Here is a 20,929-nt window from a genome sequence, read left to right on the forward strand (position 1 = left end):
ACGTGGGCAAGGCCACGGTCCGAATTCGGTTGGCGTCAGTTAAGGTCAAACCGTGATATTCTGAAATCCTCGGAAAATGCGGCCTATAACATCCGGTTATTCCATCTGGCAGTGAACCTGCAGCCACGCTTGATTACCCGGGGCTGGAAATTCAGGGTCTCATCCAGAAAAGCCGCCCTTGCTGCGGCCTCAAACAGATCGGAACCACCATGCGCCCTGCCCCTTCCCCCCAACCCAACGCGATGAAGGCCCGAATGGCTTCCGGCGATCTGACGGTCGGCATGATCGTCCGCCTGACCCGGGCGGTCGAGATCGCGGCCATCGGCAAAAGCGCGGGCTTTGACTGCCTGTTCATCGACCTCGAGCACAACAGCTTCTCGCTCGACACCGTCAGCCAGATTTCCCTGACAGCCACCGCGCTTGGCCTCACACCCCTGGTGCGCGTGCCGAGCCTGGAACCCGGCGAGATCGGCCGCGCGCTTGAGGCCGGAGCGCAGGGCATCATCGTGCCCCATATTGAAACCGCAGATCAGGCCCGCGCCGCAGTGGATGCTGCGCTTTTCCCGCCCATGGGCAACCGCTCCTTCGTAGCGACCAGCGTGCACACGCTGTTCCAGCCGGGCAAAGCGGCCGAGATGATGCCGCGCCTCAACGCCGAAACCTTGGTGATGGGTGTCATCGAGTCGGTGCGGGCGCTTGAGAATGTGGATGAAATCGCGGCCGTTCCGGGGTTGGACGTTCTTTTGGTCGGCACAAATGACCTGAGCAACTCCATGGGTCTTTTCGGTCAGCTCGATCATCCTCGCGTCATCGAGGCCTATGAGACGGTCGCCGCTGCCTGCAAGGCGCATGGCAAACATCTGGGCGTCGGCGGTCTGGTTTCACGCCCGGATCTTGCGCGGACATTGATCGCCCGGCTGGGCGCAACCTATGCCACAGCGGGCAGTGATGCGGCCTTTTTGCTGAATGGCTCCACCGCGGCCTGCACCGCGTTTCGGCAGGGCAACCAGTAAAACAAACCAAGACAGGGCATCCCGGTCCATTGACGCCGGAATGCCCTGAAGCTTTTTGGATCCTCAGCCGCCGGTCTTGGATTTGCTGCGCTTGTCACCGATAGTGTAGATGGCGGCAGCGGCCACGACGACACATCCTTCGATCAGACCCTGCCAGTTGGCGCCGAGATTGAGGATGTTAAACCCATTGGTCAGGCTGTACAGCAACAAGGCACCAGCCAGGGTCTTGACCACGCTCCCCGCGCCGCCGAAGAGCGAGGTGCCTCCCAGAATAGCCGCCGCAATGACAGTCAATTCGGCCCCCTGAAGGCCCGAAGGGTTCATCGACCGCAGCCTGCTGGCGAAAAGGATGCCCGCGAATCCGGCCGTCATGCTGCAAAAGACAAAGGCCAGGAGCTTGTATTTTGTCACGTTGATTCCCGATAGGCGCGCCGCCTCGGCATTGCCACCGACAGCATAGAGCCGGCGTCCGATCTTGGTGAACCTCAGTGTGAACCAGACAACGGCGGTGAAGACCGCCAGATAAATGACCGGGTTGCGGATCGCCAGATCCCCACCCGAGGCCCAAGCGATGAAGCCAAGGAAAGCACCTCCGGCGACATAGCCAAGCGAGGCTGGCCTCAAGGGGCGTTTGCCCCCGATGTCCCGGATGCCGCCATAGATGCCAAAGGCAAGCAAGAACAAAGCCACAGTCAAGATGAACCAGAATCCATTGTGAACACCGCTCTCAAATGACTTCATGACATCCGTCACATCGGGCGTGGTTACAGCGACGGAACGGCCGCCCGTGTAAAGCAGGATCAACCCGCGCACTGCCGTCATCGTGCCAAGCGTGACAATGAAGGCGTTGATGCCGACAAACTGAACGATGGCGCCATTCAGCAGGCCCAGTAACATGGCGGCCCCCATGGCGAGGGCCGCAGCGGGCCAGAACCCGAGCGCGCCTGCATTGCCGACCAGAACCACCGCCGAGAAGGCGGCCACTGAAGCCACCGAGAGATCAAAGTTGCCGCTGATCAGGATGACAGTCATCGCAACCGCCATCATCCCAATCAGGGATGTCTGATAGATTACGTTCAAAAGATTCTGCACGCTCAGGTAGTTATCCTGTCCGATGTAGGTTGTGATGGTGGCCAGCGTGGCGATCAGCAAGGCAAGAGCGTAGTAGACCCCCATTTCCTGCAGGCCAAGAGCCTTGCGCCAATTGGAGCGGGAGGGCATGGCTTGCGGCCCCGGCATCCCGGTGGTTTCAACACTTTGATTTTTACCCGCGCTCATTCGCCTGCCCCACCGTTCATTTCACTCTGTCTTTCCATTGCGGGTCTCTGTTCCCCTGCCCCGCGGCCACCAGCCAGTAACAGCAACTCGTGCTCCGATGTCTCGGCGGCGGATCTCTCTGCGACGCAACGCCCATCGCGCATCACCAGAATTCGGTCGGAAACGGCCAGGAGTTCAGCAAATTCCGACGAGACGATAATGACCGACCGGCCTTCGTCTGCCAGTTGCCGGACCAGGCGCAGAATGTCGGCCTTGGCACCGATATCAATGCCCGCCGTAGGCTCATCCAGCAGGTACAATTTCACGCCACTGAAGAACCAGCGGCCGATCGTCACCTTTTGCGCATTGCCACCGCTGAGATCTCTGACCAAGATGTCGGGAGAGCTTGCCTTGATCGACAGCATCCGAATTGCTGTCCGGCCACGCTCGCGTTCCAGCGCTTCGGACAGAACGCCCCCAAGGCCACAGACGCTGTCCAGCGCAGGCAAGGTGATGTTGCGCCAGATTTCAAAATCCGGGACGATACCCTGTCGATTGCGATCTTCGGGGACGAGTCCGATACCTGCGGTAACGGCGGCACCTGTCGAGCGGCCATAGGGTTTTCCGTCCAGAAGAACCTCTCCTGTCGCCGAAGTATCGGCACGAAAGATGGCGTGCAGCACTTCGCTGCGCCCTGATCCCAGAAGGCCAGCAAGACCCACAACCTCTCCCGGAGCGACCTCCAGCGTCAGCGGCTTCAGCTTGCCAGGAGATGCCAGGCCCCGCAGCGTCAGGCGCGCCACAGTAGTATCGGCGCGCTTGACGGCTTGGTGTCTTGGCGCATGCTCCAGTGCGGCAACCTGCTTGCCCACGATGGCTTCGGCGATCAGGCTTTCATTCAGGTTGCAGGTCTCGGCGGTCATGACGACAAGCCCATCGCGCAAGACCGTCACCTGATCGGTCAACGCCATGACCTCATCAAGGAAATGCGAGACGAATAGGACGGCTTTGTTCTCGACCTTGGACAGTTGTTTGACAGCTTTGTAGACCAGATCTCGCTCGTCGAGCGCCAGTGACGCCGTTGGTTCGTCCAAAACGATCAGATCGGCCCCCGTGCCCAAAGCCTGAAGGATCGCCACCATCTGTCGCTGGCCGATGGACAAGTCACTGACCGCGATGCCGGGGTCCAGCCAATAGCCCATGCGCTGGCAAAGCCCATCGTAGCGCTTGCGAAGATCGGAGGACCGCCGCCACCAGCCCTTGTCGTCCAGAAAGACGTTTTCTAGAATGGTCAGCGTCGGCACCAGGGGAATATGCTGGTGAACCGTAGCAACACCCATGTCATTTGCGGCTTTCGGGCCGTCCCAATGGGCCGATTTGCCGCGCCACAGGATGTCCCCTTTGGAGGCGGAATAGGCGCCTGACAGGATCTTGATCAATGTGGACTTGCCCGCGCCATTGGCCCCCAGCAATCCGTGGACCCGGCCGGGCGCGATTTCGAGGTTCACACCCCGCAGCGCTACCGTTCCGTTTGCGAAAGTCTTCTCGACGCCGCGCAATTGCATGATTGGCTCTACGCCCAGCATAGGTTTCTCCACCTCATGGCTCGAGGCCCTCCAATGTCATTCGGTTTGGCCACCGACATGCGGCCCAACAAAGGGTGGGTTTGGACATTACACTCTGGAAAGAAACGACGCTCTTTAAAGCGCCGCCCTTTCGCGATTTTGCAGTCAGGCAAAGCTCACCACTTGGGGCAGCTGTCCACGTTGTCCTTGGTCAGGGCAACCATGTCGTAGGTGATGTACTGGCCCTTCTTGGCGGCCTTGGGATCTTTGGCAGCTTCAGCGAGAGTCTCGGCCGAGAGTTTGCCAATCAACCCCGGCTGCGTGCAAACAGAAGCTTCGATCTCGCCGGCCTTGATGGCGACAGCCCCAAGGGCTGAACCACCGCCGGTTGCGATCAGACGGGCCTTGGACCCAGCGGCAGCGATGGCCTTGGCACAGCCAAGGGCCATGTCATCCGCATGGCTGAAGATGGCGTCGAGGTCGGGATTTGCGGTCAGTGCATTCTGGCAGATGCGCTCACCCGAATCCGGGGTCCAGTCCGACGGCTGAGACGACACGATCTTGTACTTGATCCCGCCTTCTTTCAGCGCGGCTTCAAAACCGTCCTCGCGCTGTTTGACGACAGCAAAGCCCGGCGCGCCTTCGACGACCGCGATTTTGACCTCACGGTCTTTTGGCAGCACGCTGGCGGCATAGGCACCAGCCACATGCCCTGCAATAACGTCCTGAGTCGATACCATCGCATTCAGGTTCGGATAGGCATAGTCGACCGGGTTCACGTTCGGGTCGCCCACCGGCACAGCGCTGGCCACAACGGGAACCCCGGCTTCAGAAATCTTGTCGACCAGCGCCATGATGGCAACCGAGTCATTCGGCATCAGGGCGATGCCCGAGACACCCTGCGACAACAGATCGTCAATCTGATTGGCCTGAGTATCCATGCCCATTTTCGAGTCCAGGATGACAGCCTTGTCGCCCGCCGCCTCGACCGCCGCCTTGAACCCATCGGCCAGCACGACATCGTAGGGGAATGCCATGCTGTTGACGATCATGCCGTAAACCTTGCCTTCGGCCAAGACCGGACCGGCCAGAAGAGCCGACGAGGCAAGTACGCCTGCGGCCAGTTGGGCCGCGACTTTTGATGCGAAATTCATAATAGTTTCCTCCATTTGCGGCGCTCCTTACAGATGCAGCCGCCCTCCCCTTGTAGCTATTCTTCGCGACAGCGCTGCTACTTCACGCCATTCGCCGGATGTTGTGAACACCGCGGCCAATCTGGCCTCCTCCCGGTGCAAGACCACAACCCTCCGAAACCTCCGCACTTTCCGAGTTTTCGGCAAACCTGCCGTTTGCGCATTACGGCCACTGACTTCGCTCATCCCGTCTGAGGCAGGACATCATGAAACCAGCTCCCAGAACGCTATCATTGCGCCGCCTTGGCGGTAGCTGCATTCTGTGAAAACCACTTTCTCGCATCTCGCAAAGCGTCGAGCGCTGCACGCCGCAAAAGCCGCCTGACCCGCCTGTTTCATTCAGTTGATCGTCACTTGGCCGATCAGCAAGAACAGAGATAGGTTCCTCGAAACGTGAACCGACATGTAGATTGGTTTTTGCGATTTTTAAGCCTAATGCGCCCCCAACATATCTTGGCGGTTTTGCGGTTAGGTCAACGGGACTTGCCCCGGAGCTCGTCCCAGGCATCAACAGGCAAATATTATTATTAAGTCCTGAGAGGATGGCCCCCTTCGGGTCGACCTGCGACGCGCCAGTTGCATCTTTGCAAAATTTGCAGATAATACTCCTGCTTTTGCAGGGCTTTGGGAGGAGCGCGCATGGATGAAATCTTGACAAATCGGGCATTCCTGCAGGTTCTTGACAGTGGGAGCTTTTCTTCCGCTGCAGCCGAACTTGGTGTCTCGGTGGCCACTGTCGCACGGCAGGTCAACAGCCTAGAAGCGAGGTTGGGCGTGCATCTTTTGCACCGCACGACGCGAAGCCTTTCATTGACCGAGCCAGGCAAGCACTACTGTGACCGCATCCGGGAGGTCTTGCGCAGCTACGATGCCGTCAAGCGCGAGGTCGCTTCTTTTCAGAAAGATGTCAAAGGTCTGCTGAGGGTGCACCTGCGCCATTCCGTCGGCAATCACGTCATTGTGCCGGCTTTGCCAAGCTTTCTGGAACGGCATCCCAACATCAAACTTGATGTGACCCTGACAGATGCCCGCGAGGATCTCGTGGCGCAGGGCGTCGATGTTGCTGTCTGGCTGGGGAGTCTGGAGGATTCCAATTTGATCGCGCGACGCCTGTCGCCCGGCAAACGGCTGGTGTGCTGCAGCCCGACCTATGCGACCAAACGTGGCTTGCCCAACCATCCCACAGACCTCGAACAGCACAACTGCATCGTCTATCGCGCGAAAAGTTATGACAATTCCTGGCGGTTCACCAAAGATGACACGACCATCTCAGTTCCAGTGTCCGGCAATCTGGAGTCCGATAGCGCCGCTGTGCTGATGACATCGGCGTTGAACGGACTGGGTTTCGTCATGCTGCAAGAAGCGGTAGTCCGCATCGCGATAGAATCCGGCGATCTAGTGAACGTCTTCTCCGACTATCAGGTCAGCTCCACCGCCGCCGATATCGCCCTTTACGCCGTCTATCCTGGCTCCAAGCAAACTTCGCCGAAGAACCGAGCCTTCATTGACTTTCTAGTACGCCTCTTCAAAAGCTATTGACCGGCTTGCCGCGGAGGAGCGTCTCCTCGCCAGACAATTGTGCGATCAGCTTGGATGGCAGGCGCGTCTGCCGCGATAGCGCCCCCGTCAAGCGCAGGTGGTGGGCCACTTCCAAGGCTGCGGCAGATCTGCGGCGGCTTGCCCTTGCCGCAGCCGTCCGTCAGTGCGGGGCAAAGCCGACCTCGGCGGGGTGGTGCAACTTTTCAGGGTCGCACCCAATACAAGCCCCTCACGCGGCCAGTGACGTCAGGCGCGGATATCACTTCCACCTGCCGTTCGGACAGGCCTCTAACGTCGCGATGCAAGTCGGCGCCGCGTCAGCTTCATCATATAGTGGGTCGCAACCGCTGGAAGGGCTAGAACACCGATCAAATGCGCAAAGAAGGGTGCAACGGATGCCGTGAAGTCCCAGAAATTCAAACTGTAGTTCCAGGTCAGTTTGATGCCGATACCCATGACGGAAAAGCTCCAAAGACCAAAAGCAGCCAGACAGACCGCGGCGAAGCGCAGCGCGGCTCTGGGAACCGCAAGGGGTAGAGCGGGCCGCAAGGCCGAACCCAGCATGGACATCACGCGCGCCCAGTGCAGCCCAAGGTGAACCCCGACAGTCATGACAAGCCAGTAAGCCGCGACCCAATGCAAGTCCCGGATCGTGACGGTATCCGGAATATTCAGGACTGTGAAAACCGACCGCGAGATCGCGAGACTGGTTCCAAGCAGGACCAGCATGTTAGCGATCAGTCCACCATGCAGGGCCGTCACCAGCATCCGCCGCGCATCGTAGCTGCCGCGAAACAGCCGGACGAACCACCCGCGGTTCAGAAAGACATGGCGCGCGACCAGACCGAACATCACGGTGCCCGCAGCCTCATGCACAAGGTTATTGAGCCACCAATATGCCAGTGCCAGCAACAAAAGCGCCGCAGTTGCCAGGGTAAGTACCAAGCGCCGTGCCAAATTCCAATTGATCATCATGCGTGCCGATCCGGTTCAGCCACCAAAGCCCACGGCGTCATCATGGGTGAACATGAACTGGTTGCCTTCCCGCGACCGGTGGCAGGCATAGCACTGATCGACCCGCTCATCGGCCTTGATGGTCTTGTTGGGCCAGAACCACTGGTACTCCCACTCATCCGAACCGTCACCGACCTTCTGCGCCACCAGATAGCGCGTCAGAACACCACGCTGGTAGTCCACGAGAACAACCTGAGTGCCGGTTGGTACGGGCTTGCCAGCCTTGAGCGCCGCCAGCGCCTCGCCGCTGGTCAGCATATGCTCCACCGTGATGCCACGTTCCACGGTCGTGTAGTCGGTCAAATCGTCGATGGGTGGGAAGACCACCTTGTTCTGGTCGGCATTGGCCTGCAAGGCAAATCCTAGGGCGCAAGCCACAGCTGCGGCCAAAAGGGCGAGATGAGTCGTCTTTGCACTCATAGTGCTTCTCCTGTTGAAATGGGGATCCGAATCCGGGTGCCACTGTCACCTGCCCCCGCTCTGCAATCAGTTGGGGGCAGGTTCAGCCAGCGAGCTCCATGCGAACCTTGGATATTCCTGGGGTTCTTCCCGGGGCATGACAGACGAGGCCGACTGCGGCCGGACAGTCAAACCGACCGTTGACCTTTGCGACAGTTCGCACGGCAGATAGACGGTCCTTTCAGGGATGCCATAGTTTTCGGTGTCCCAATCAAGCGACCGTGTCGACGCGAATCCTGCTGCGGAGGGATTGTGATACTGGACCGCAGTCGGGTTGGTCCGCTGAATTCGATGAGCTCCTTCGACGCGGTTTTTCGGGCCGGCTCAGTTTGGGCGTTTCGCAATTGGCGGCCGGATCTGCCGTACCGGTCGCGCTCAGCCGGCGACGGCTGACAAATTTAACGATTTCCGACAAGATTCGGATCTCCTCTGTTGAGCGCCGGGCCGCGACGGCCCGCAACGAAACACCGCCCCAAAGAACGGCATCAATGACAAAGGCGCTCCTCCCGAAGGCGCAAAACCACGTGGCGCCCCTCGCTCGGTATGACATGGGGACCGCAAGCTCCGGGAATTAGATGTCCCCAACCGCTAGGTCCTATCGGCCTGCGCCATAAGTGATCTACGGGCGGGCCGGTCGTCGCTGCACTGTATGCGACGGCTCCGCCCCATTGGGTTTTCGCTTGCAAAATGGTTGTAGCGGCATCGGCTGCAGCGCGTTCGTAGCTCACAATGGACTAGTTGCTGAGCTCATTGAGCCGGATGTTGTGGTCTTGGCTGCGCCCATGGCATCAGCGCATTGATGTCTTTGTCGAGGTGCCCGTTTGCCAAGCGGGTAAAGAGATCTCGCAGATAGGCATAGGGTTCGACGCCATTCATCTTGCAGGTGTCGATCAGGCTGGCGAAGCGCGCCCCGTTTCGGCCGACTTCGTCATGGCCAGCGAAGAGGGCGTTGCGGCGGTTCATGGCGGGGCTGCGGATCGCGTTCTTGACGAGGTTCGAGTCCATGTCGACGTGGCCGTCTTCCAGAAACAGACGGAAGCCGTCCTGGCGTTTCAGCAGGTAGACTATGGCCTCGCCGAGGTCCGACTTGTGCGAGACGCGGGCGGGCTGGGCCTTTAGCCAGGCGAAGAACTCATCGACCAGCGGGCGAGAGAGTTCCTGCCGGATGCCGCGACGGTGGGCCGGGTCGTGACCCCTGATGGCGTCCTCAACCTCGTAGAGGGCGGCGATGCGCAAGAGGGCCTCGTCCACGATGGCCGAACCATTCTGGGATCTGGCCCTGATCAGCTTGCGCCGTCCGCGGGCCCAGCAGTAAGCTAGGCTAGGCGTAGCGGATCGCCTCCGGTGCGTTTCGGCGTTGCCAGATGGGAATAGCCGCCATAGGCATCGACTTCGATCGAGCCGTTGAACCCATCGAGGATTTCAGCGGCGTATTAGCCTCTGCGCCCGGGTCGATAGTGGAACACCACCCCTGGCGGGGCAGAACCACCCCAACCCAGGTCGTCCCGCAGCATGGCCCAGAGATATCCGGTCTTCGTTTTGCCCTTTCCCGGATCCAGGACCGGGGCGGTGGTCTCATCGACATAAAGTCGCGTGCTGTCCGCCATCAGCTCCTTGGCCATATGATCGACCACCGGGGAGATCAGCGCGCCGTTCGCCCCATCCAGTCGGCCAGAACTGACCGGTCGATCGGCACGCCATGCCGCGCCATGACCGCGGCCTGGCGGTTCAACGGCAAATGCTCGGAATGCTTGGAGACGGCGATCTGGGCGAGGAGCGCCTCGGTTGACCAGCTGCCCTCCAGCAAATGCGCCGGAGCTTTGGCCTGCACCACGCCGGTCCTGCCTTTGGGGCAGGCATGCTTCGGGCGGATCGTGACGATGACCTGATAGCGCGCGGGGATGCAATCGAGCCGTTCGCTCCGGTCCTCGCCAATTTGGACCATGTCGCCGTACCCGCAAGGACAGGCAATGCTGGCAGGCTCAATCACCCGTTCGACCCGAGGCAGGCTGTCCGGCAAGGCGAGCGACTTGCGCGGAGGCACGGAGGTCGCGGCCGCCTCGGGATCGGTCGCGCGCGGCCTGCGATCTTCTTCTCGACGGCGGCAATCTGCGCCTGCGTCCCGGCGATGGCCGTTTTCAGATCTTCCAGTGCCAGTTCCAGCTGCGCAGGGTCGAGCTTCTCGGACTTCGGCCCGAACTTGGTGCGCCGGTAGTCCTGGACCTGGCTCTCCAGCTTCTCGATCAGCACCTTCAACTCAGTGATGAAGGCGTCTTTCTCGGCCACCACCGCCTGTTCGTGCTGACGGGCTGCGCGCTCGGCCAAGGCCTCGGACCGAGCGGCCTCCAAGGCTGTTGATTTCCACCCAGAAGTGACCCAGTTGGGCGCGTAATTTCCATTGAGAATTGACCCATGTGACCCTTCCCCAAGGCAGCTGGCCGCGGGGGGCAATGGAGTGATCAACATGGAACTTCTGAACGTGATCCGGCGTATGTCGCTGCGCCTGAAGCTGCCGATCCGGGAGATTGCACGCCGAACCGGTCTGTCGCGCAATACCGTCAAGAAGCATCTCAAGGCGGACACGGTCGAGCCGACGTTCGCCATTTCGGACCGTCCGAGCAAGCTCGACCCTTTTGCCGAGAAGCTTGCAGGCTGGCTGAAGTCCGAGGCTGGGAAGTCACGCAAGCAACGTCGAACGCTGAAGCAAGTGCATGCTGAACTGGTCGCGCTCGGGTTTACGGGTTCCTACAGCCGGGTTGCGGCCTTTGCGCGTGATTGGCGGGCGGATCGGCAACGAGAGCAACAAACAGCCGGGCGCGGGACTTTCGTCCCCTTGGCTTTTCGCCCGGGGGAGGCGTTTCAGTTCGATTGGAGCGAGGACTACGCCCTCCTCGGCGGCGAGCGGACGAAGCTTCAAGTCGCCCATATCAAGTTGTCGCACAGCCGGGCCTTTCTGGTCCGGGCCTATCTTCTTCAAACCCATGAGATGCTGTTTGACGCCCATTGGCACGGATTCCGTGTGTTCGGCGGTGTTCCGGATCGCGGCATCTACGACAATATGAAGACAGCGGTGGACCGTGTCGGCCGGGGTAAGGAGCGTCAGGTCAACGCCCGGTTCCTCGCCATGACCAATCATTATGTGTTCGAGCCCCAGTTCTGCAACCCGGCTTCGGGTTGGGAGAAGGGTCAGGTTGAGAAGAACGTGCAGGATTCACGGCCGCGCCTTTGGGTGCCGATGCCCAACTTTCCCGATCTGGCCGCATTGAACGCCTGGTTGGAACAACGTTGCATGGAGTTGTGGCGCGAGATTCCGCATGGCGCTCTGCCCGGCACGATTGCCGAGGTCTGGGCCGAGGAGCAGGCCGCGTTGATGCCGCTGCCTCAGGCATTTGACGGCTTTATCGAGAAGAGCAAGCGCGTGTCGCCGACCTGCCTGATCAGCTTTGACCGCAATCGTTACAGCGTTCCGGCGTCATTCGCGAACCGTCCGGTCAGTCTGCGGATCTATCCCGAGCGGATTGTCGTGGCTGCCGAGGGCAAGATCCTGTGTGAACATGAACGCCTGATCCAGCGCGGTCACCATCTGCCTTCACGCACGATCTACGACTGGCGGCACTATCTGGCTGTCGTTCAACGCAAGCCCGGGGCACTTCGCAATGGCGCACCGTTTGCGGAATTGCCCAAGGCTTTCCGACAGTTGCAAGACCACCAACGGCCCCACTCTCGACACCCCACAGGCGCTGATCCTGCATCGCGAACCCAAGGCCAATGTCGAACGTTACGACGGCCTGCGTGCCCAGATCGCCGGGGGCGGCCATGCGTCATGATCCCGCCGCCGCTGCTGTGGTCATCATGCTCCGCAGCCTGAAGATGTATGGCATGGCCCAGGCCGTCACTGACCTGGCCGAGCAAGGGGCGCCGGCCTTCGATGCCGCTGTGCCGCTGCTGTCCCAACTCCTGAAGGCCGAGATGGCTGAACGCGAAGTGCGCTCCATCGCCTATCACATGAAGGCGGCCCGCTTCCCGGCCTACAAAGATCTTTCGGGCTTCGACTTCATGGCCAGCGAGATCAACGAGGCCGCGCTGCGGCAGTTGCACAAATGCGAGTTCCTGGACGGCGCCCAGAATGTCGTGCTGATCGGAGGCCCAGGCACCGGCAAGACCCATGCCGCCACAGCCATGGGCGTCCAGGCCATCGAGCATCATCGCCGAAAGGTCCGCTTCTTCTCAACCATCGAACTGGTCAACGCCTTGGAACAAGAGAAGACCAAAGGCAAAGCTGGCCTGATCGCCGAAAGCCTCACACGGCTCGATTTGGTCATCCTCGATGAGCTCGGCTACCTGCCCTTCAGCGCCTCAGGCGGCGCGCTGCTCTTCCACCTGCTGAGCAAGCTTTACGAGCGCACCAGCGTCATCATCACCACCAATCTCAGCTTCAGCGAATGGGCCACCGTCTTCGGCGATGCCAAGATGACCACTGCCTTGCTCGACCGCCTCACCCACCGCTGCCACATCCTGGAGACCGGAAACGACAGCTTCCGCTTCAAGGCCAGCTCAGCCCTAGCAACCCGGAAAAAGAAGGAGATCACTCATGCCTTGACCCCAGCCTGACCCCCGTAACATAACCCTTTGGTGGGTCAGTTCTCGATGCAAATCCCGGGTCAGTTTTGCGTGGAAATTAACATCCAAGGCCGCCTGCTGGTCAGCAAAGGCCTTCACCACTTCGAGCTGGCCAAGTCGGGGAACTGGCGCAAGTCCGGGAGCTTCGACATGCGCTTTCCTACCCGATACAGGCAGGAAATCTCAGTAAAACAAAGACAAAATCAACTTCTTGATCATCCCGCCGAAGTCGGAGGCAATACCCTCTGGGCGATAACCCGCCGCCAGTCCAGGCCTTCGAGCAGCATCGACAACTGTGCCCGCGACACCCGCATCACCCCGTCCTGAACCTTCGGCCAGGCAAAGCTGCCCTGTTCGAGGAGCTTGTTGATCAGCACCATCCCGGTCTTGCGCCATGGCCGCTCGGACCAGTGGCGCGTCCATGGCCCACCCAGACCAGGATCTTCAACCGGTCCCCTCGCTTAGAACGAAAGACCACCGTTACTCCGGAATGCGGATCGGGCTTCAACTCGGTCTCCACCATCAGCGCCAAAGCCTGATGGCCGCAGCGGAAGTCCACCGGCTTCGTCGCAATCAGGATCGGCAGTCGTTGACCCGCGACGATCATGCCGCCCCGCGCAGCGCACGAACCAGCGCAACAACACGGTCTACCGCGACGCCGCCAGGAAACCGCACCACAACATCGGCCCCAATTTCCATCGTCACGATCTCAACTGATGGATGGCCAGTATCAGCAGGGAGAGCGGCCTCCGACGTCAAGTCAGAAGGTCCTTCAATCGCCAGCGGCACAAAGCTCGGCTCAGAGGGGAAATCGTAGAGTGATCCCCGTCCCTTCAAAGAAACCTCAGGCAGGACCAACAGCCCTAGCCGCGCCTGGCGACGCCACTCGGAAAGATGGTTGAGCTTGCATGTCATGACGCCGCGCGACATCTACCACCCGAACTCCGGGCCACAATCCGGGCCTTGACCTCATCAGGCCACCGACGTTTCCTTCGACGTGGCTCAACAACCTCACAGCGGCCGACAAACCCACTCCCACCATCGCGCATCTGAACCCTCCTTCAGCTTCAGTGATCCTTCTGAAGGCTGTGGTCGCGCAAGAAAACCCGCAAAATCAATGGGCCGTGGCAGGTCATGTCGCATGCTTGAACCACTTGGCCACAGTCTTCGGATTGACCCCCAATTTCTCGCCTTAGCCGCGCGTGCGTGCCTTGCAATCGCTGTGCTCCAGCCCTGATCGCGTAGCGTGGTCGTGGCGCTCCGCGGCTCACTTTTCCCACACTGCTCCCTTCCGGTGAAAGGCTCCCACGATCACCCCAAATGATCACACACCTAGTGCATTGTTTGGGGTAGCCAAAGAATGATCTGCGGGAACAGCAGAAGGACCCCCACTGCAAGAAGATGCGCGATGACATGCGGCATCGATCCACGAAAGATATCCGAGGTCGGAATTCCCGTGTATTTGGAAATGACGAAGACATTCATCCCCAGCGGCGGCGTGACCATCCCGACTTCACCCATCACGATCGTGATCACAGCAAACCAGATCGGATCGTAGCCGAGCTGAACGATCAGAGGGTGTACAATCGGAACCGTAAGGATGAGCATCGCCACGATGTCCATGAAACAGCCCAGGATCAGATACACGAACACCAGGAAAATGATGACGATCCAGGGCGGAATACCCGAATGAGCCAAGGTGTCGATGATGGTCTGGGTGATTTGCGACAATGTCAGGAAGTAGCCAAAGATCATTGCACTCAGCACAATGAACCCGATCATGCAACTGGCCTGCGCAGTCAGGATAAGCGCCTTGCGGAATTCACTGAGCGGAGTGCGTCGGACGGCTGCCAAGAACAGGGCCCCGACGGCCCCGAAGGCAGAAGCCTCTGTCGGCGTCGCGACCCCGGTATATATGATCCCCGTCACAGCCAGGAAGAGAAACATGAAAGTCCACGCGGACTTCAGGACGGCGATTTTCTCCCACATGGAGTAGCGTTGCCCAGGGGGTGCGTGTTCCGGGTGGCGCCATACCAGAAAGGCGACCGTTCCCATGATTGTCAGGCTGATCAAGATGCCAGGAATTACGCCGGCAATCAGCATATCCCCAACGCTCATATTGGCGAGCAAAGCATAGATGATCATCGCCACACTCGGCGGAATAAGCATCGCCAGCGTCCCCGAAATCGCCGCGACGCCTGTTGCCAGCTTGGTACTGTAACCCTGCTTCAACATTCCGGGAATGCTGGTTGAGGAAAGCGTGGCGGCCGCAGCGGTGCTCGACCCGGAGATCGCCCCGAAAGCTGCACCGGTAATCGCAGTCGCATGGGCGAGACCACCGGGCACCCGGCCCATCCAGACCTTTGCCACGTTGAACATGTCGTCGCTTACCCGACTGGCTATCACGAGATTCGCCATCAGGATGAACATGGGGATCGTGACGAACTCGTAGCTTTGGATCGAATTCGTCGGCGTCGTGCTGACAATGCCTAGCAGAAGTTGCATGCCTCCGACTAGATATAGCCCGAGCGATCCGGAGATGATCAGCGACAAAGCAACCGGGACCCCGATGACAAGCAGGATCAAAAGTACCGTAACTCCAAGCAATGCAGCCATCAGACCATTTCCTCTTCGGGGTTCGATTCCAGCGATGGCATGGAATAGGCGAGTGAATCATCATCCGTGACTGCGGCCAGGAAATCGAACAGGCCGAGATGCAAAAGACGAATCCCCATGAGGCACATGGACAGGGCGACGATCGCCTTGCTTGGCCACAAAGGCAGCGGGGTGATACCGACAAGGGCTTCACCTTGCAGCCATGAACTCCACGTCGAGAGCGCGATCGAGTAGGCCATGATCAAAACCAGCGGCGCGGCAATCAGAAAGGAAAGGCCGAGTGCGAGGTTTCCGAACCTTTTGCTCATATAGTGCGAAAAAAGGTCAACACTGATGTGAACGCCATTGCGAAGGTTGTAGGAAAGCGTCAGCAGGAACGCGGCCGAGGTAAGGTAGAGCGTTACCACATCGGGCGCGAAGGCCACAGGACTGTTCACGAAGTAGCGCATGCAGGCATCAGAAAAGATGAGTAGCATCATCGCAACCAGGGAAATGCAGGCGATGACCAGCATCACGGATTCGAGATGCTTTAGAATGCGATCTGCGAAAGCGCTGGCCGCGCGAAGGCGCCCGTTCCCTGACGCGGGGTTCTGAATGAGGTTCAAGAGGGGGCTCCATGGACAAGAGGAAGGCGTCAGGTGGCCGGAGTTTGATCCTCCCGCCACCTGTCACAGGTCAATTGGCCATTGCTGCCTCGAAGGCTTCGACCACGGCTTTAGCTGGCTCGCCGCGCTTCTCGATCTGATCGGTCCACTCTCCGGCAACCGAACTGGTCATGGTCTTCAGCGTGGCAATCTCATCCGCCGTCCAAGTATGGATCGACATGCCTGCCTTCTTGGAATCCTCGATATTGGCGGCTTCATGTTCATCGACATAGGAGCACCAGTGTGTGCTCGCCGCTTGGCCTGCCTTGATCAGCGCATCCTGCTGCTGTGCTGTCAGCGAATTGAACTTCGCATCCGACACGATAAAGATGTCGCCCGGGGTGCCGAAGCTGAACCCTGTGGTGCCAAATTTCGCAACAGAAGCAAGGTCGTAGTTCTTCACCGAAAGGTAAGAGAACATAACCGTGTCGATGGTGCCGCGCTGCAAAGCCTGATAGACCTCCGGGGAGCCCAACTTCACCGAAACCCCGCCGATCGCGGCGACGGTATGTTCCATCAGGCCGCCGGCCACCCGCATCTTCATGCCCTTGAGATCTGCAACAGAGTTGACAGCACTGCGCGCCGCGGCGGGGCCATAGGGCGGATAGGGCAGATAGGCGAGCACCCGGACTCCGCTGTTCTTAAGGTCGTGTTCAAAAATCGGCTGACCCGGCTGGCTAAGCTTGTCCATCTCTTGCGAAACCGAGCAGGCGCTTTTCGCCAGTCCGGGCAACTCCATCACGCCCAGCAAGGGCATCTTGTCAATGCTGAGATACGACGTGGCCGTGTCAGCAATATCCACGGCGCCAGCTTTCACCAGATCATACATCTGGAAGGCCTTGCCAGCCTGTTCACTCGGATAGAGCTGGATTTTCAGCGTGCCACCAGAAGCCTTTTCGGCGGTGTCGATGAAGATCTGCGCTCCTTGCATGACCCCGTCTGAGGTCGTGGCAAGATGGGTTCCCATGCGCAAAGTGACAGTATCGTCTGCCTGCGCCGCATTAGTCGATATTGCGGCGATGCAGCATGTGCCAAGAATCAAGGATAGCCAAGTTTTCATTCTTTCCTCCCTCATTTCGATGTCGTCCACGCTCTTGAATGCTCCTCCACGCGCGACCGACGAATTCGATCTATACACTGGGTCGGACACGATGGAAGGAACGAGCAATTGGAGCTATAATTCGTGGTTATATGCTGTGGCTGAGCGCATTATGTGCCACGAACCTGGTCTGCCGGAAGCGAATCGCCTTAGATTGGTCGGCCATGGCTGACTAGACCCGTGATTAGCGGGCGACTTCTTCGCTGACTTTGAGACAAGGCGGCCACGATAGGCACAGGAATATCAGCGACGATTTCAAACAGGGTGACCTCGCGCAGATCATCGAACGGGGCTAACCGATCAAGGAAATGTCGGAACGGTCGGGGCTCAACTTCCAAGCGCTCCATGCCTTCCGACGCAAAATTTGCGAAAGCGACCTCGGGCAACCCCTGTAGTGATGCCGGAATTCGGCGGCTGGGGTGAGAGCTTGAACAGGTTGAACGGGTGTCCGAGGTGCGTGACATCCTAGCAAAAGCCGTCGCGTATTTCGACTGGGATGCAAGCCAGAAACGCGCTCGTGACCTGGCGAGGATGGCCATTGTTATCCGGGCGATGTGTCGCTGCCTTTGCATGCCTATGAGCGGGTTCTTCGCTTGGCGGGTGGCAAAATTCTGAATCGGCAGTTAGACCGTGAGGTACCAGTCAGTGTGCACTTCTGGTGTACGCCTTGCCCTTCGTTCTGCAGGTGGCGTGTGATCTGCCGGACACCGTAGAAAAATGTGTCCAAGAATTGCCGATCGATCAACCTAATCAACCCAAGGTTTTGCTCCGTCTCGTGGACTGCCCCGCACAATTGAGTGGTCCGGGATGAATGGTAGTGCCCGGCGCTCGGATACGCTAAGGGTCTGCCGCACATGATCAATGCAACGGCGGCGGCGTGAAGGGCTCAGAAGTTTCCCAATGCGGCCTCGGTGGGAATCAGCTTGTCCAAGGTCGGCTTCGAGACGGTGCGCCGCAGACGCTGGTTCGCGACCTCAAGCTCTTTCAGTCGCCTCAGCTGATCACGGTTCATTCCGCCATGCTCTTTGTGCCATCGAAAGTAGGCCTGAACCGTGACGCCTATCTGACCCACCGCATCCTAACCGACCTGCTCCGGCCTTGCGGAACTTCAACCTGGCACAGCTTCAAAACGATGTTCTCGGGTTTCTCTCGCTTTCCTGTCATCTTCGTGTCCTCCAAAGAGTGGGATCATCATATCCCAGTTGGCGGACCACTTCAGTAGGGGCACTCCATCCGGTGCGGGCCCAGTTCACTCCCCATTCCCCATTTGCGACGCAAACTTCGCCGCCCCTGACGCCGCCAGCACCGACTTCGCCATCTGCAGCTTGGTGAGCGCAGCAATCGCATGGTCATATTTCTCCTGCGCTTCATTTCGGAAGGTCCCAAAGGCGTCGAGGGTCTTGGACACCGACTGCTGGAATTCCTCGATGATGGAACCAAAGGCATCGGTGTTGGACGCCGATTTCGCGAGTTCCTGCATGGCGTCTTGGGTGTAGCGCATGGCGCAATCTATCGCGACGAGTTCGGAGATGAGGGCGATCTCGTCGTCGGTGAACTGGAACTTGTAAGCGCGGGCAGTCTTGAGAGTGTCGTAGATCGGGACCGAGGTCATGCCGATCAGGCCTACGGCGTCAGGGGAGAGCTTGGTGTCATCGCGCAGCGCGTCGGAGATGCCCTGCAGAATCGTGCTGACCTTGGCGTAGAAGGCTTCAGATTGCGGGATGGTCACATCGACCAGCGTCGGGGCCAGACATTTGTCGGTCTCATCGCAGTGCAGCACCTTGAGGGTGCCTCCTTCGACGAAGGCTTCGATCATGTCGGGGGTAAAGGCGCGCGGCGTGATGACCTGATGGTGCGGTCCCTCGTTATCGTTGGCGGCGGCGCGGGTGATGATCGTGCCGGAGAGGGTCATGAAGAGTTCGCCGAGCTTGGGGTTTCCGGCGAGGAGGGCGTTTTTCTTGATGGCCTTCCAGGCGTAGTTCACGTCAACCGGCACCTGATCTTTCATGGCGCCGGAGGCTGCGGCGAGAGTCGAGGTGGTCTTGCCCTCGGAGCCGCAGCCATAGCGGGCGGAAAGGGCATCGGCAAAGCGCCCCGACATGGTACCGACGGTCTTGCACACGCTTTGCGTGTTGCCGTCGACCTCGGCCCAGAGCGAGCCCGACAGGAGCTGGCCCGTTTCGCAGGAATTGATGTTCAGTGCGTTCATCTTCTGGACGAGGTCGCGGAGCTTGACCATCTGTTCATGGACGGCGGGTGACAGGCTTTCGAGGGCCAGTTCAAAGGCGTAGGACGAGGCGTTCTGCATGATCGCTTTGGCCAGATCGATCAGTTCCTCCTTCGAGATGAAGGAAAACGCTCCGCCATAGATGTCGATGCCACCGCAACCGGCGCGGACGGAAGGAAGCTGCAGGTTGAAAAGCCCGGTGTTGCGCGGCCGGGTGCGCACGTAGAGCGAGCCCAGGGTGACGAAGCCGCCCATCTGGCCTTGATAGGCGGTGGGGCGGCTCAGGTTCACCCCGCCCCCTGCCCGCTCCCAGAAATTCTTGAGATCGGTGCCGATGTCATCGGCCCGAACCGCTTGCGCCATCTGGTTCAGCATCAGGGCAGCGAGGACCAGCCCGCGAAGGAGGGAACACAACATCAGGGTGTCTCCACATAGCGTTGGCCTTGTGGCACCTGGCTCACCACGAAGACGCGTTCGAGGATGACATCCTCGGTCAAAAGCCCGCTGCCCAAGGGTTCGACCCGACCCGAGCGCGGCTCAACGAGAGCGATGAAGGGGGTCGGGTGGGCATCGAGCCCCAGGGCGCGCAACTGGCCTCTGTCAGGTTGGGCATCCGGATAGAGCGGATGCTTCGAGCCATCCTTGGCTACGACCAGCGGGGTAATGCCGTAGTTCTTCTCTATCAGCTTGATGACTTCCAGCTCCTTGGCGCAGAGGGGACAGGTCTTCTCGTCGGTCACCACCACCATGAAGCCCAGATTGTCGGAAGCCTGACGCAGGGCCTCCTCCCACTTGACCCGCTTTTGGTCCTGGAAGACCTGACCGCCCATCTGGCTTAGAGGATAGGTCTGGTTGGCATCGAGATCCGGGGTGCGGAAGAGAACGCGCTCCCAGACATCGGCAAAGCGGCCGGCCTGATCGACCATGGCCTTCTGGGCGAACATATAGGCCGAGAGGTTCTCCGGGCTGGGTTCGAGGATGGCGCGGTTCTTCAGCTCATCAAGGTCCTTGCGGGCTTTGTCGATGGCATCGGTCGCAGGGTAGGAGGTTGGTTGCGGCGCGGGCACTTCCTCTTTCCGGGATTCCGCCTTTGGCGCCTTCGGATTCGGCTTGCGCGCCGGATCACAGTAGAAGTTCCATCCGACCTGGATTTTGTCGGCACAGAAGCCGAAAGCGTGGCCGTCTTCGGCCCTGGCCCCGGAGGAGATGGCGACGGCGCCAAGAGCCATCAGGCATATGACGGACGTGAAAGGGCGACGGCACCGATCAGCCATGGCCTGCGCTCGCGGCGGATAGAAGTGTGGATCGGACGGCGCCGAGATATTGACCGGGGCTTTGGAAGCCAGCGATCTGGCCCACGACCTTGCCTTCGGCGAGGTCGACGAACAGCAGCACCGGAATCGCATGGATGGCCGCGGTGATCGGATTGCCGCGTGCGTCGACGAAGGCGGTCCAGGGCTGGATCGGTTTGCCGTCTTGTGAGGCGACCAGAATGTCGATGCCGGAGCGCACGGCGGCTGGTGCCAGAACCGCCGCCGCCGCATGGCAAACCGGGCACCAGCTGGCGCCGACGAAGATCAGACCAATGCGGGGATGGCCCTCGGCTAGGGCGGACCCGGCACTCAGAAATGCCGGGATTGCGATTGAGGTCAGAAGGAGGGTTCGGCGAGTCAACGTCATCGG

The 20,929-nt window shown here is 59.7% G+C and carries 20 protein-coding genes and 3 pseudogenes; 4 read left to right on the forward strand and 19 right to left on the reverse strand.

Annotation, left to right across the window (positions count from 1 at the left end; genetic code table 11):
• The first annotated feature begins 254 nt into the window (after positions 1-254).
• Positions 255-1,013 carry an HpcH/HpaI aldolase family protein gene (locus AC1DZT_RS19045; protein WP_478008229.1) on the forward strand — a complete coding sequence of 253 codons (759 nt, stop codon included), beginning with the start codon at positions 255-257 and terminating at the stop codon, positions 1,011-1,013.
• Positions 1,014-1,076: 63 nt separating this feature from the next.
• Here the strand turns inward: AC1DZT_RS19045 and AC1DZT_RS19050 are convergent, their stop codons facing one another.
• From AC1DZT_RS19050 to AC1DZT_RS19060, 3 genes are all read right to left on the reverse strand, one after another.
• On the reverse strand, positions 1,077-2,291 hold the full coding sequence (locus AC1DZT_RS19050; protein ID WP_478008230.1) for an ABC transporter permease: 1,215 nt from the start codon (positions 2,289-2,291) through the stop codon (positions 1,077-1,079).
• A complete protein-coding gene (locus AC1DZT_RS19055) occupies positions 2,288-3,856 on the reverse strand; it encodes a sugar ABC transporter ATP-binding protein (protein ID WP_478008231.1) in 1,569 nt (522 codons plus the stop codon). Before AC1DZT_RS19055 ends, AC1DZT_RS19050 begins: the two co-directional genes overlap by 4 nt.
• A 155-nt stretch (positions 3,857-4,011) precedes the next feature.
• A complete protein-coding gene (locus AC1DZT_RS19060; RefSeq protein ID WP_478008232.1) occupies positions 4,012-5,004 on the reverse strand; it encodes a sugar ABC transporter substrate-binding protein in 993 nt (330 codons plus the stop codon).
• A gap of 663 nt (positions 5,005-5,667) precedes the next feature.
• Between AC1DZT_RS19060 and AC1DZT_RS19065 the strand changes: the two genes are divergently transcribed.
• Complete coding sequence (locus AC1DZT_RS19065; protein ID WP_478008233.1) at positions 5,668-6,567, forward strand: LysR family transcriptional regulator; 900 nt, start codon at positions 5,668-5,670, stop codon at positions 6,565-6,567.
• Between the two features lie 288 nt (positions 6,568-6,855).
• On the opposite strand, the gene AC1DZT_RS19070 is transcribed toward AC1DZT_RS19065, so the two are convergent.
• The 6 genes and pseudogenes from AC1DZT_RS19070 to AC1DZT_RS19095 all read right to left on the reverse strand — a co-directional run bounded on the left by AC1DZT_RS19070 (position 6,856) and on the right by AC1DZT_RS19095 (position 10,365).
• The gene (locus AC1DZT_RS19070) at positions 6,856-7,542 is read right to left on the reverse strand and encodes a hypothetical protein (RefSeq protein WP_478008234.1); all 687 of its coding nucleotides are present in this window, start codon (positions 7,540-7,542) and stop codon (positions 6,856-6,858) included.
• 15 nt (positions 7,543-7,557) lie between these two features.
• On the reverse strand, positions 7,558-7,959 hold the full coding sequence (locus AC1DZT_RS19075) for a cytochrome P460 family protein (protein WP_478008235.1): 402 nt from the start codon (positions 7,957-7,959) through the stop codon (positions 7,558-7,560).
• 828 nt (positions 7,960-8,787) lie between these two features.
• Positions 8,788-8,934 carry a transposase domain-containing protein gene (locus AC1DZT_RS19080; protein WP_478008355.1) on the reverse strand — a complete coding sequence of 49 codons (147 nt, stop codon included), beginning with the start codon at positions 8,932-8,934 and terminating at the stop codon, positions 8,788-8,790.
• Positions 8,935-8,967: 33 nt separating this feature from the next.
• Positions 8,968-9,357: pseudogene (locus tag AC1DZT_RS19085) on the reverse strand (IS66 family transposase); the annotation flags it as partial.
• A gap of 116 nt (positions 9,358-9,473) precedes the next feature.
• Positions 9,474-9,985: pseudogene (locus tag AC1DZT_RS19090) on the reverse strand (IS66 family transposase).
• A gap of 41 nt (positions 9,986-10,026) precedes the next feature.
• Positions 10,027-10,365: a transposase domain-containing protein gene (locus AC1DZT_RS19095; RefSeq protein ID WP_478008236.1), complete on the reverse strand. Its 339-nt coding sequence runs from the start codon at positions 10,363-10,365 to the stop codon at positions 10,027-10,029.
• A 139-nt stretch (positions 10,366-10,504) separates the two neighbouring features.
• Between AC1DZT_RS19095 and istA the strand changes: the two are divergent.
• Together istA and istB are read left to right on the forward strand one after the other, a co-directional pair.
• Positions 10,505-11,867, forward strand: a pseudogene (gene istA / locus AC1DZT_RS19100) (IS21 family transposase).
• Positions 11,857-12,651, forward strand: coding sequence for an IS21-like element helper ATPase IstB (gene istB, locus AC1DZT_RS19105; RefSeq protein ID WP_478008237.1), 795 nt, complete (start codon positions 11,857-11,859; stop codon positions 12,649-12,651). The pseudogene istA and the gene istB overlap by 11 nt, the downstream one beginning before the upstream one ends.
• A 224-nt stretch (positions 12,652-12,875) precedes the next feature.
• Here istB and tnpB (AC1DZT_RS19110) read toward each other — a convergent pair whose 3' ends face one another.
• The 10 genes from tnpB (AC1DZT_RS19110) to AC1DZT_RS19155 all read right to left on the reverse strand — a co-directional run bounded on the left by tnpB (AC1DZT_RS19110) (position 12,876) and on the right by AC1DZT_RS19155 (position 20,926).
• A complete protein-coding gene (gene tnpB, locus AC1DZT_RS19110; protein ID WP_478008238.1) occupies positions 12,876-13,040 on the reverse strand; it encodes an IS66 family insertion sequence element accessory protein TnpB in 165 nt (54 codons plus the stop codon).
• Positions 13,031-13,267, reverse strand: coding sequence for an IS66 family insertion sequence element accessory protein TnpB (gene tnpB, locus AC1DZT_RS19115; protein WP_478008239.1), 237 nt, complete (start codon positions 13,265-13,267; stop codon positions 13,031-13,033). The genes tnpB (AC1DZT_RS19110) and tnpB (AC1DZT_RS19115) overlap by 10 nt, the downstream gene beginning before the upstream one ends.
• On the reverse strand, positions 13,264-13,590 hold the full coding sequence (locus tag AC1DZT_RS19120; RefSeq protein WP_478008240.1) for a hypothetical protein: 327 nt from the start codon (positions 13,588-13,590) through the stop codon (positions 13,264-13,266). Before AC1DZT_RS19120 ends, tnpB (AC1DZT_RS19115) begins: the two co-directional genes overlap by 4 nt.
• 402 nt (positions 13,591-13,992) lie before the next feature.
• A complete protein-coding gene (locus AC1DZT_RS19125) occupies positions 13,993-15,276 on the reverse strand; it encodes a TRAP transporter large permease (RefSeq protein ID WP_478008241.1) in 1,284 nt (427 codons plus the stop codon).
• Entirely contained in the window at positions 15,276-15,881 is a 606-nt protein-coding gene (locus AC1DZT_RS19130; RefSeq protein WP_478008242.1) for a TRAP transporter small permease subunit, read from the reverse strand. Before AC1DZT_RS19130 ends, AC1DZT_RS19125 begins: the two co-directional genes overlap by 1 nt.
• 70 nt (positions 15,882-15,951) lie before the next feature.
• Positions 15,952-17,010: a TRAP transporter substrate-binding protein DctP gene (gene dctP / locus AC1DZT_RS19135; RefSeq protein ID WP_478008243.1), complete on the reverse strand. Its 1,059-nt coding sequence runs from the start codon at positions 17,008-17,010 to the stop codon at positions 15,952-15,954.
• A gap of 895 nt (positions 17,011-17,905) precedes the next feature.
• Positions 17,906-18,091: a transposase gene (locus AC1DZT_RS19140; RefSeq protein WP_478008244.1), complete on the reverse strand. Its 186-nt coding sequence runs from the start codon at positions 18,089-18,091 to the stop codon at positions 17,906-17,908.
• A 177-nt stretch (positions 18,092-18,268) separates the two neighbouring features.
• A complete protein-coding gene (locus AC1DZT_RS19145) occupies positions 18,269-19,663 on the reverse strand; it encodes a conjugal transfer protein TraH (protein WP_478008245.1) in 1,395 nt (464 codons plus the stop codon).
• Positions 19,663-20,520 carry a conjugal transfer protein TraF gene (locus AC1DZT_RS19150; protein ID WP_478008246.1) on the reverse strand — a complete coding sequence of 286 codons (858 nt, stop codon included), beginning with the start codon at positions 20,518-20,520 and terminating at the stop codon, positions 19,663-19,665. The genes AC1DZT_RS19145 and AC1DZT_RS19150 overlap by 1 nt, the downstream gene beginning before the upstream one ends.
• Positions 20,513-20,926, reverse strand: coding sequence for a TlpA family protein disulfide reductase (locus tag AC1DZT_RS19155; RefSeq protein ID WP_478008247.1), 414 nt, complete (start codon positions 20,924-20,926; stop codon positions 20,513-20,515). Before AC1DZT_RS19155 ends, AC1DZT_RS19150 begins: the two co-directional genes overlap by 8 nt.
• Positions 20,927-20,929 lie beyond the last annotated feature (3 nt).

The sequence above is a fragment of the Rhodobacter sp. P1_C2 genome (assembly GCF_056406375.1).

Coding starts and splice junctions, on each gene's coding strand:
- AC1DZT_RS19045 (WP_478008229.1), top strand. CDS start 255: ATGGCTTCCGGCGATCTGACGGTCGGCATGATCGTCCGCCTGACCCGG.
- AC1DZT_RS19050 (WP_478008230.1), bottom strand. CDS start 2,291: ATGAGCGCGGGTAAAAATCAAAGTGTTGAAACCACCGGGATGCCGGGG.
- AC1DZT_RS19055 (WP_478008231.1), bottom strand. CDS start 3,856: ATGCTGGGCGTAGAGCCAATCATGCAATTGCGCGGCGTCGAGAAGACT.
- AC1DZT_RS19060 (WP_478008232.1), bottom strand. CDS start 5,004: ATGGAGGAAACTATTATGAATTTCGCATCAAAAGTCGCGGCCCAACTG.
- AC1DZT_RS19065 (WP_478008233.1), top strand. CDS start 5,668: ATGGATGAAATCTTGACAAATCGGGCATTCCTGCAGGTTCTTGACAGT.
- AC1DZT_RS19070 (WP_478008234.1), bottom strand. CDS start 7,542: ATGATGATCAATTGGAATTTGGCACGGCGCTTGGTACTTACCCTGGCA.
- istB (WP_478008237.1), top strand. CDS start 11,857: ATGCGTCATGATCCCGCCGCCGCTGCTGTGGTCATCATGCTCCGCAGC.
- tnpB (WP_478008238.1), bottom strand. CDS start 13,040: ATGGTGCTGATCAACAAGCTCCTCGAACAGGGCAGCTTTGCCTGGCCG.
- tnpB (WP_478008239.1), bottom strand. CDS start 13,267: ATGATCGTCGCGGGTCAACGACTGCCGATCCTGATTGCGACGAAGCCG.
- AC1DZT_RS19120 (WP_478008240.1), bottom strand. CDS start 13,590: ATGTCGCGCGGCGTCATGACATGCAAGCTCAACCATCTTTCCGAGTGG.
- AC1DZT_RS19125 (WP_478008241.1), bottom strand. CDS start 15,276: ATGGCTGCATTGCTTGGAGTTACGGTACTTTTGATCCTGCTTGTCATC.
- AC1DZT_RS19145 (WP_478008245.1), bottom strand. CDS start 19,663: ATGTTGTGTTCCCTCCTTCGCGGGCTGGTCCTCGCTGCCCTGATGCTG.
- AC1DZT_RS19150 (WP_478008246.1), bottom strand. CDS start 20,520: ATGGCTGATCGGTGCCGTCGCCCTTTCACGTCCGTCATATGCCTGATG.
- AC1DZT_RS19155 (WP_478008247.1), bottom strand. CDS start 20,926: ATGACGTTGACTCGCCGAACCCTCCTTCTGACCTCAATCGCAATCCCG.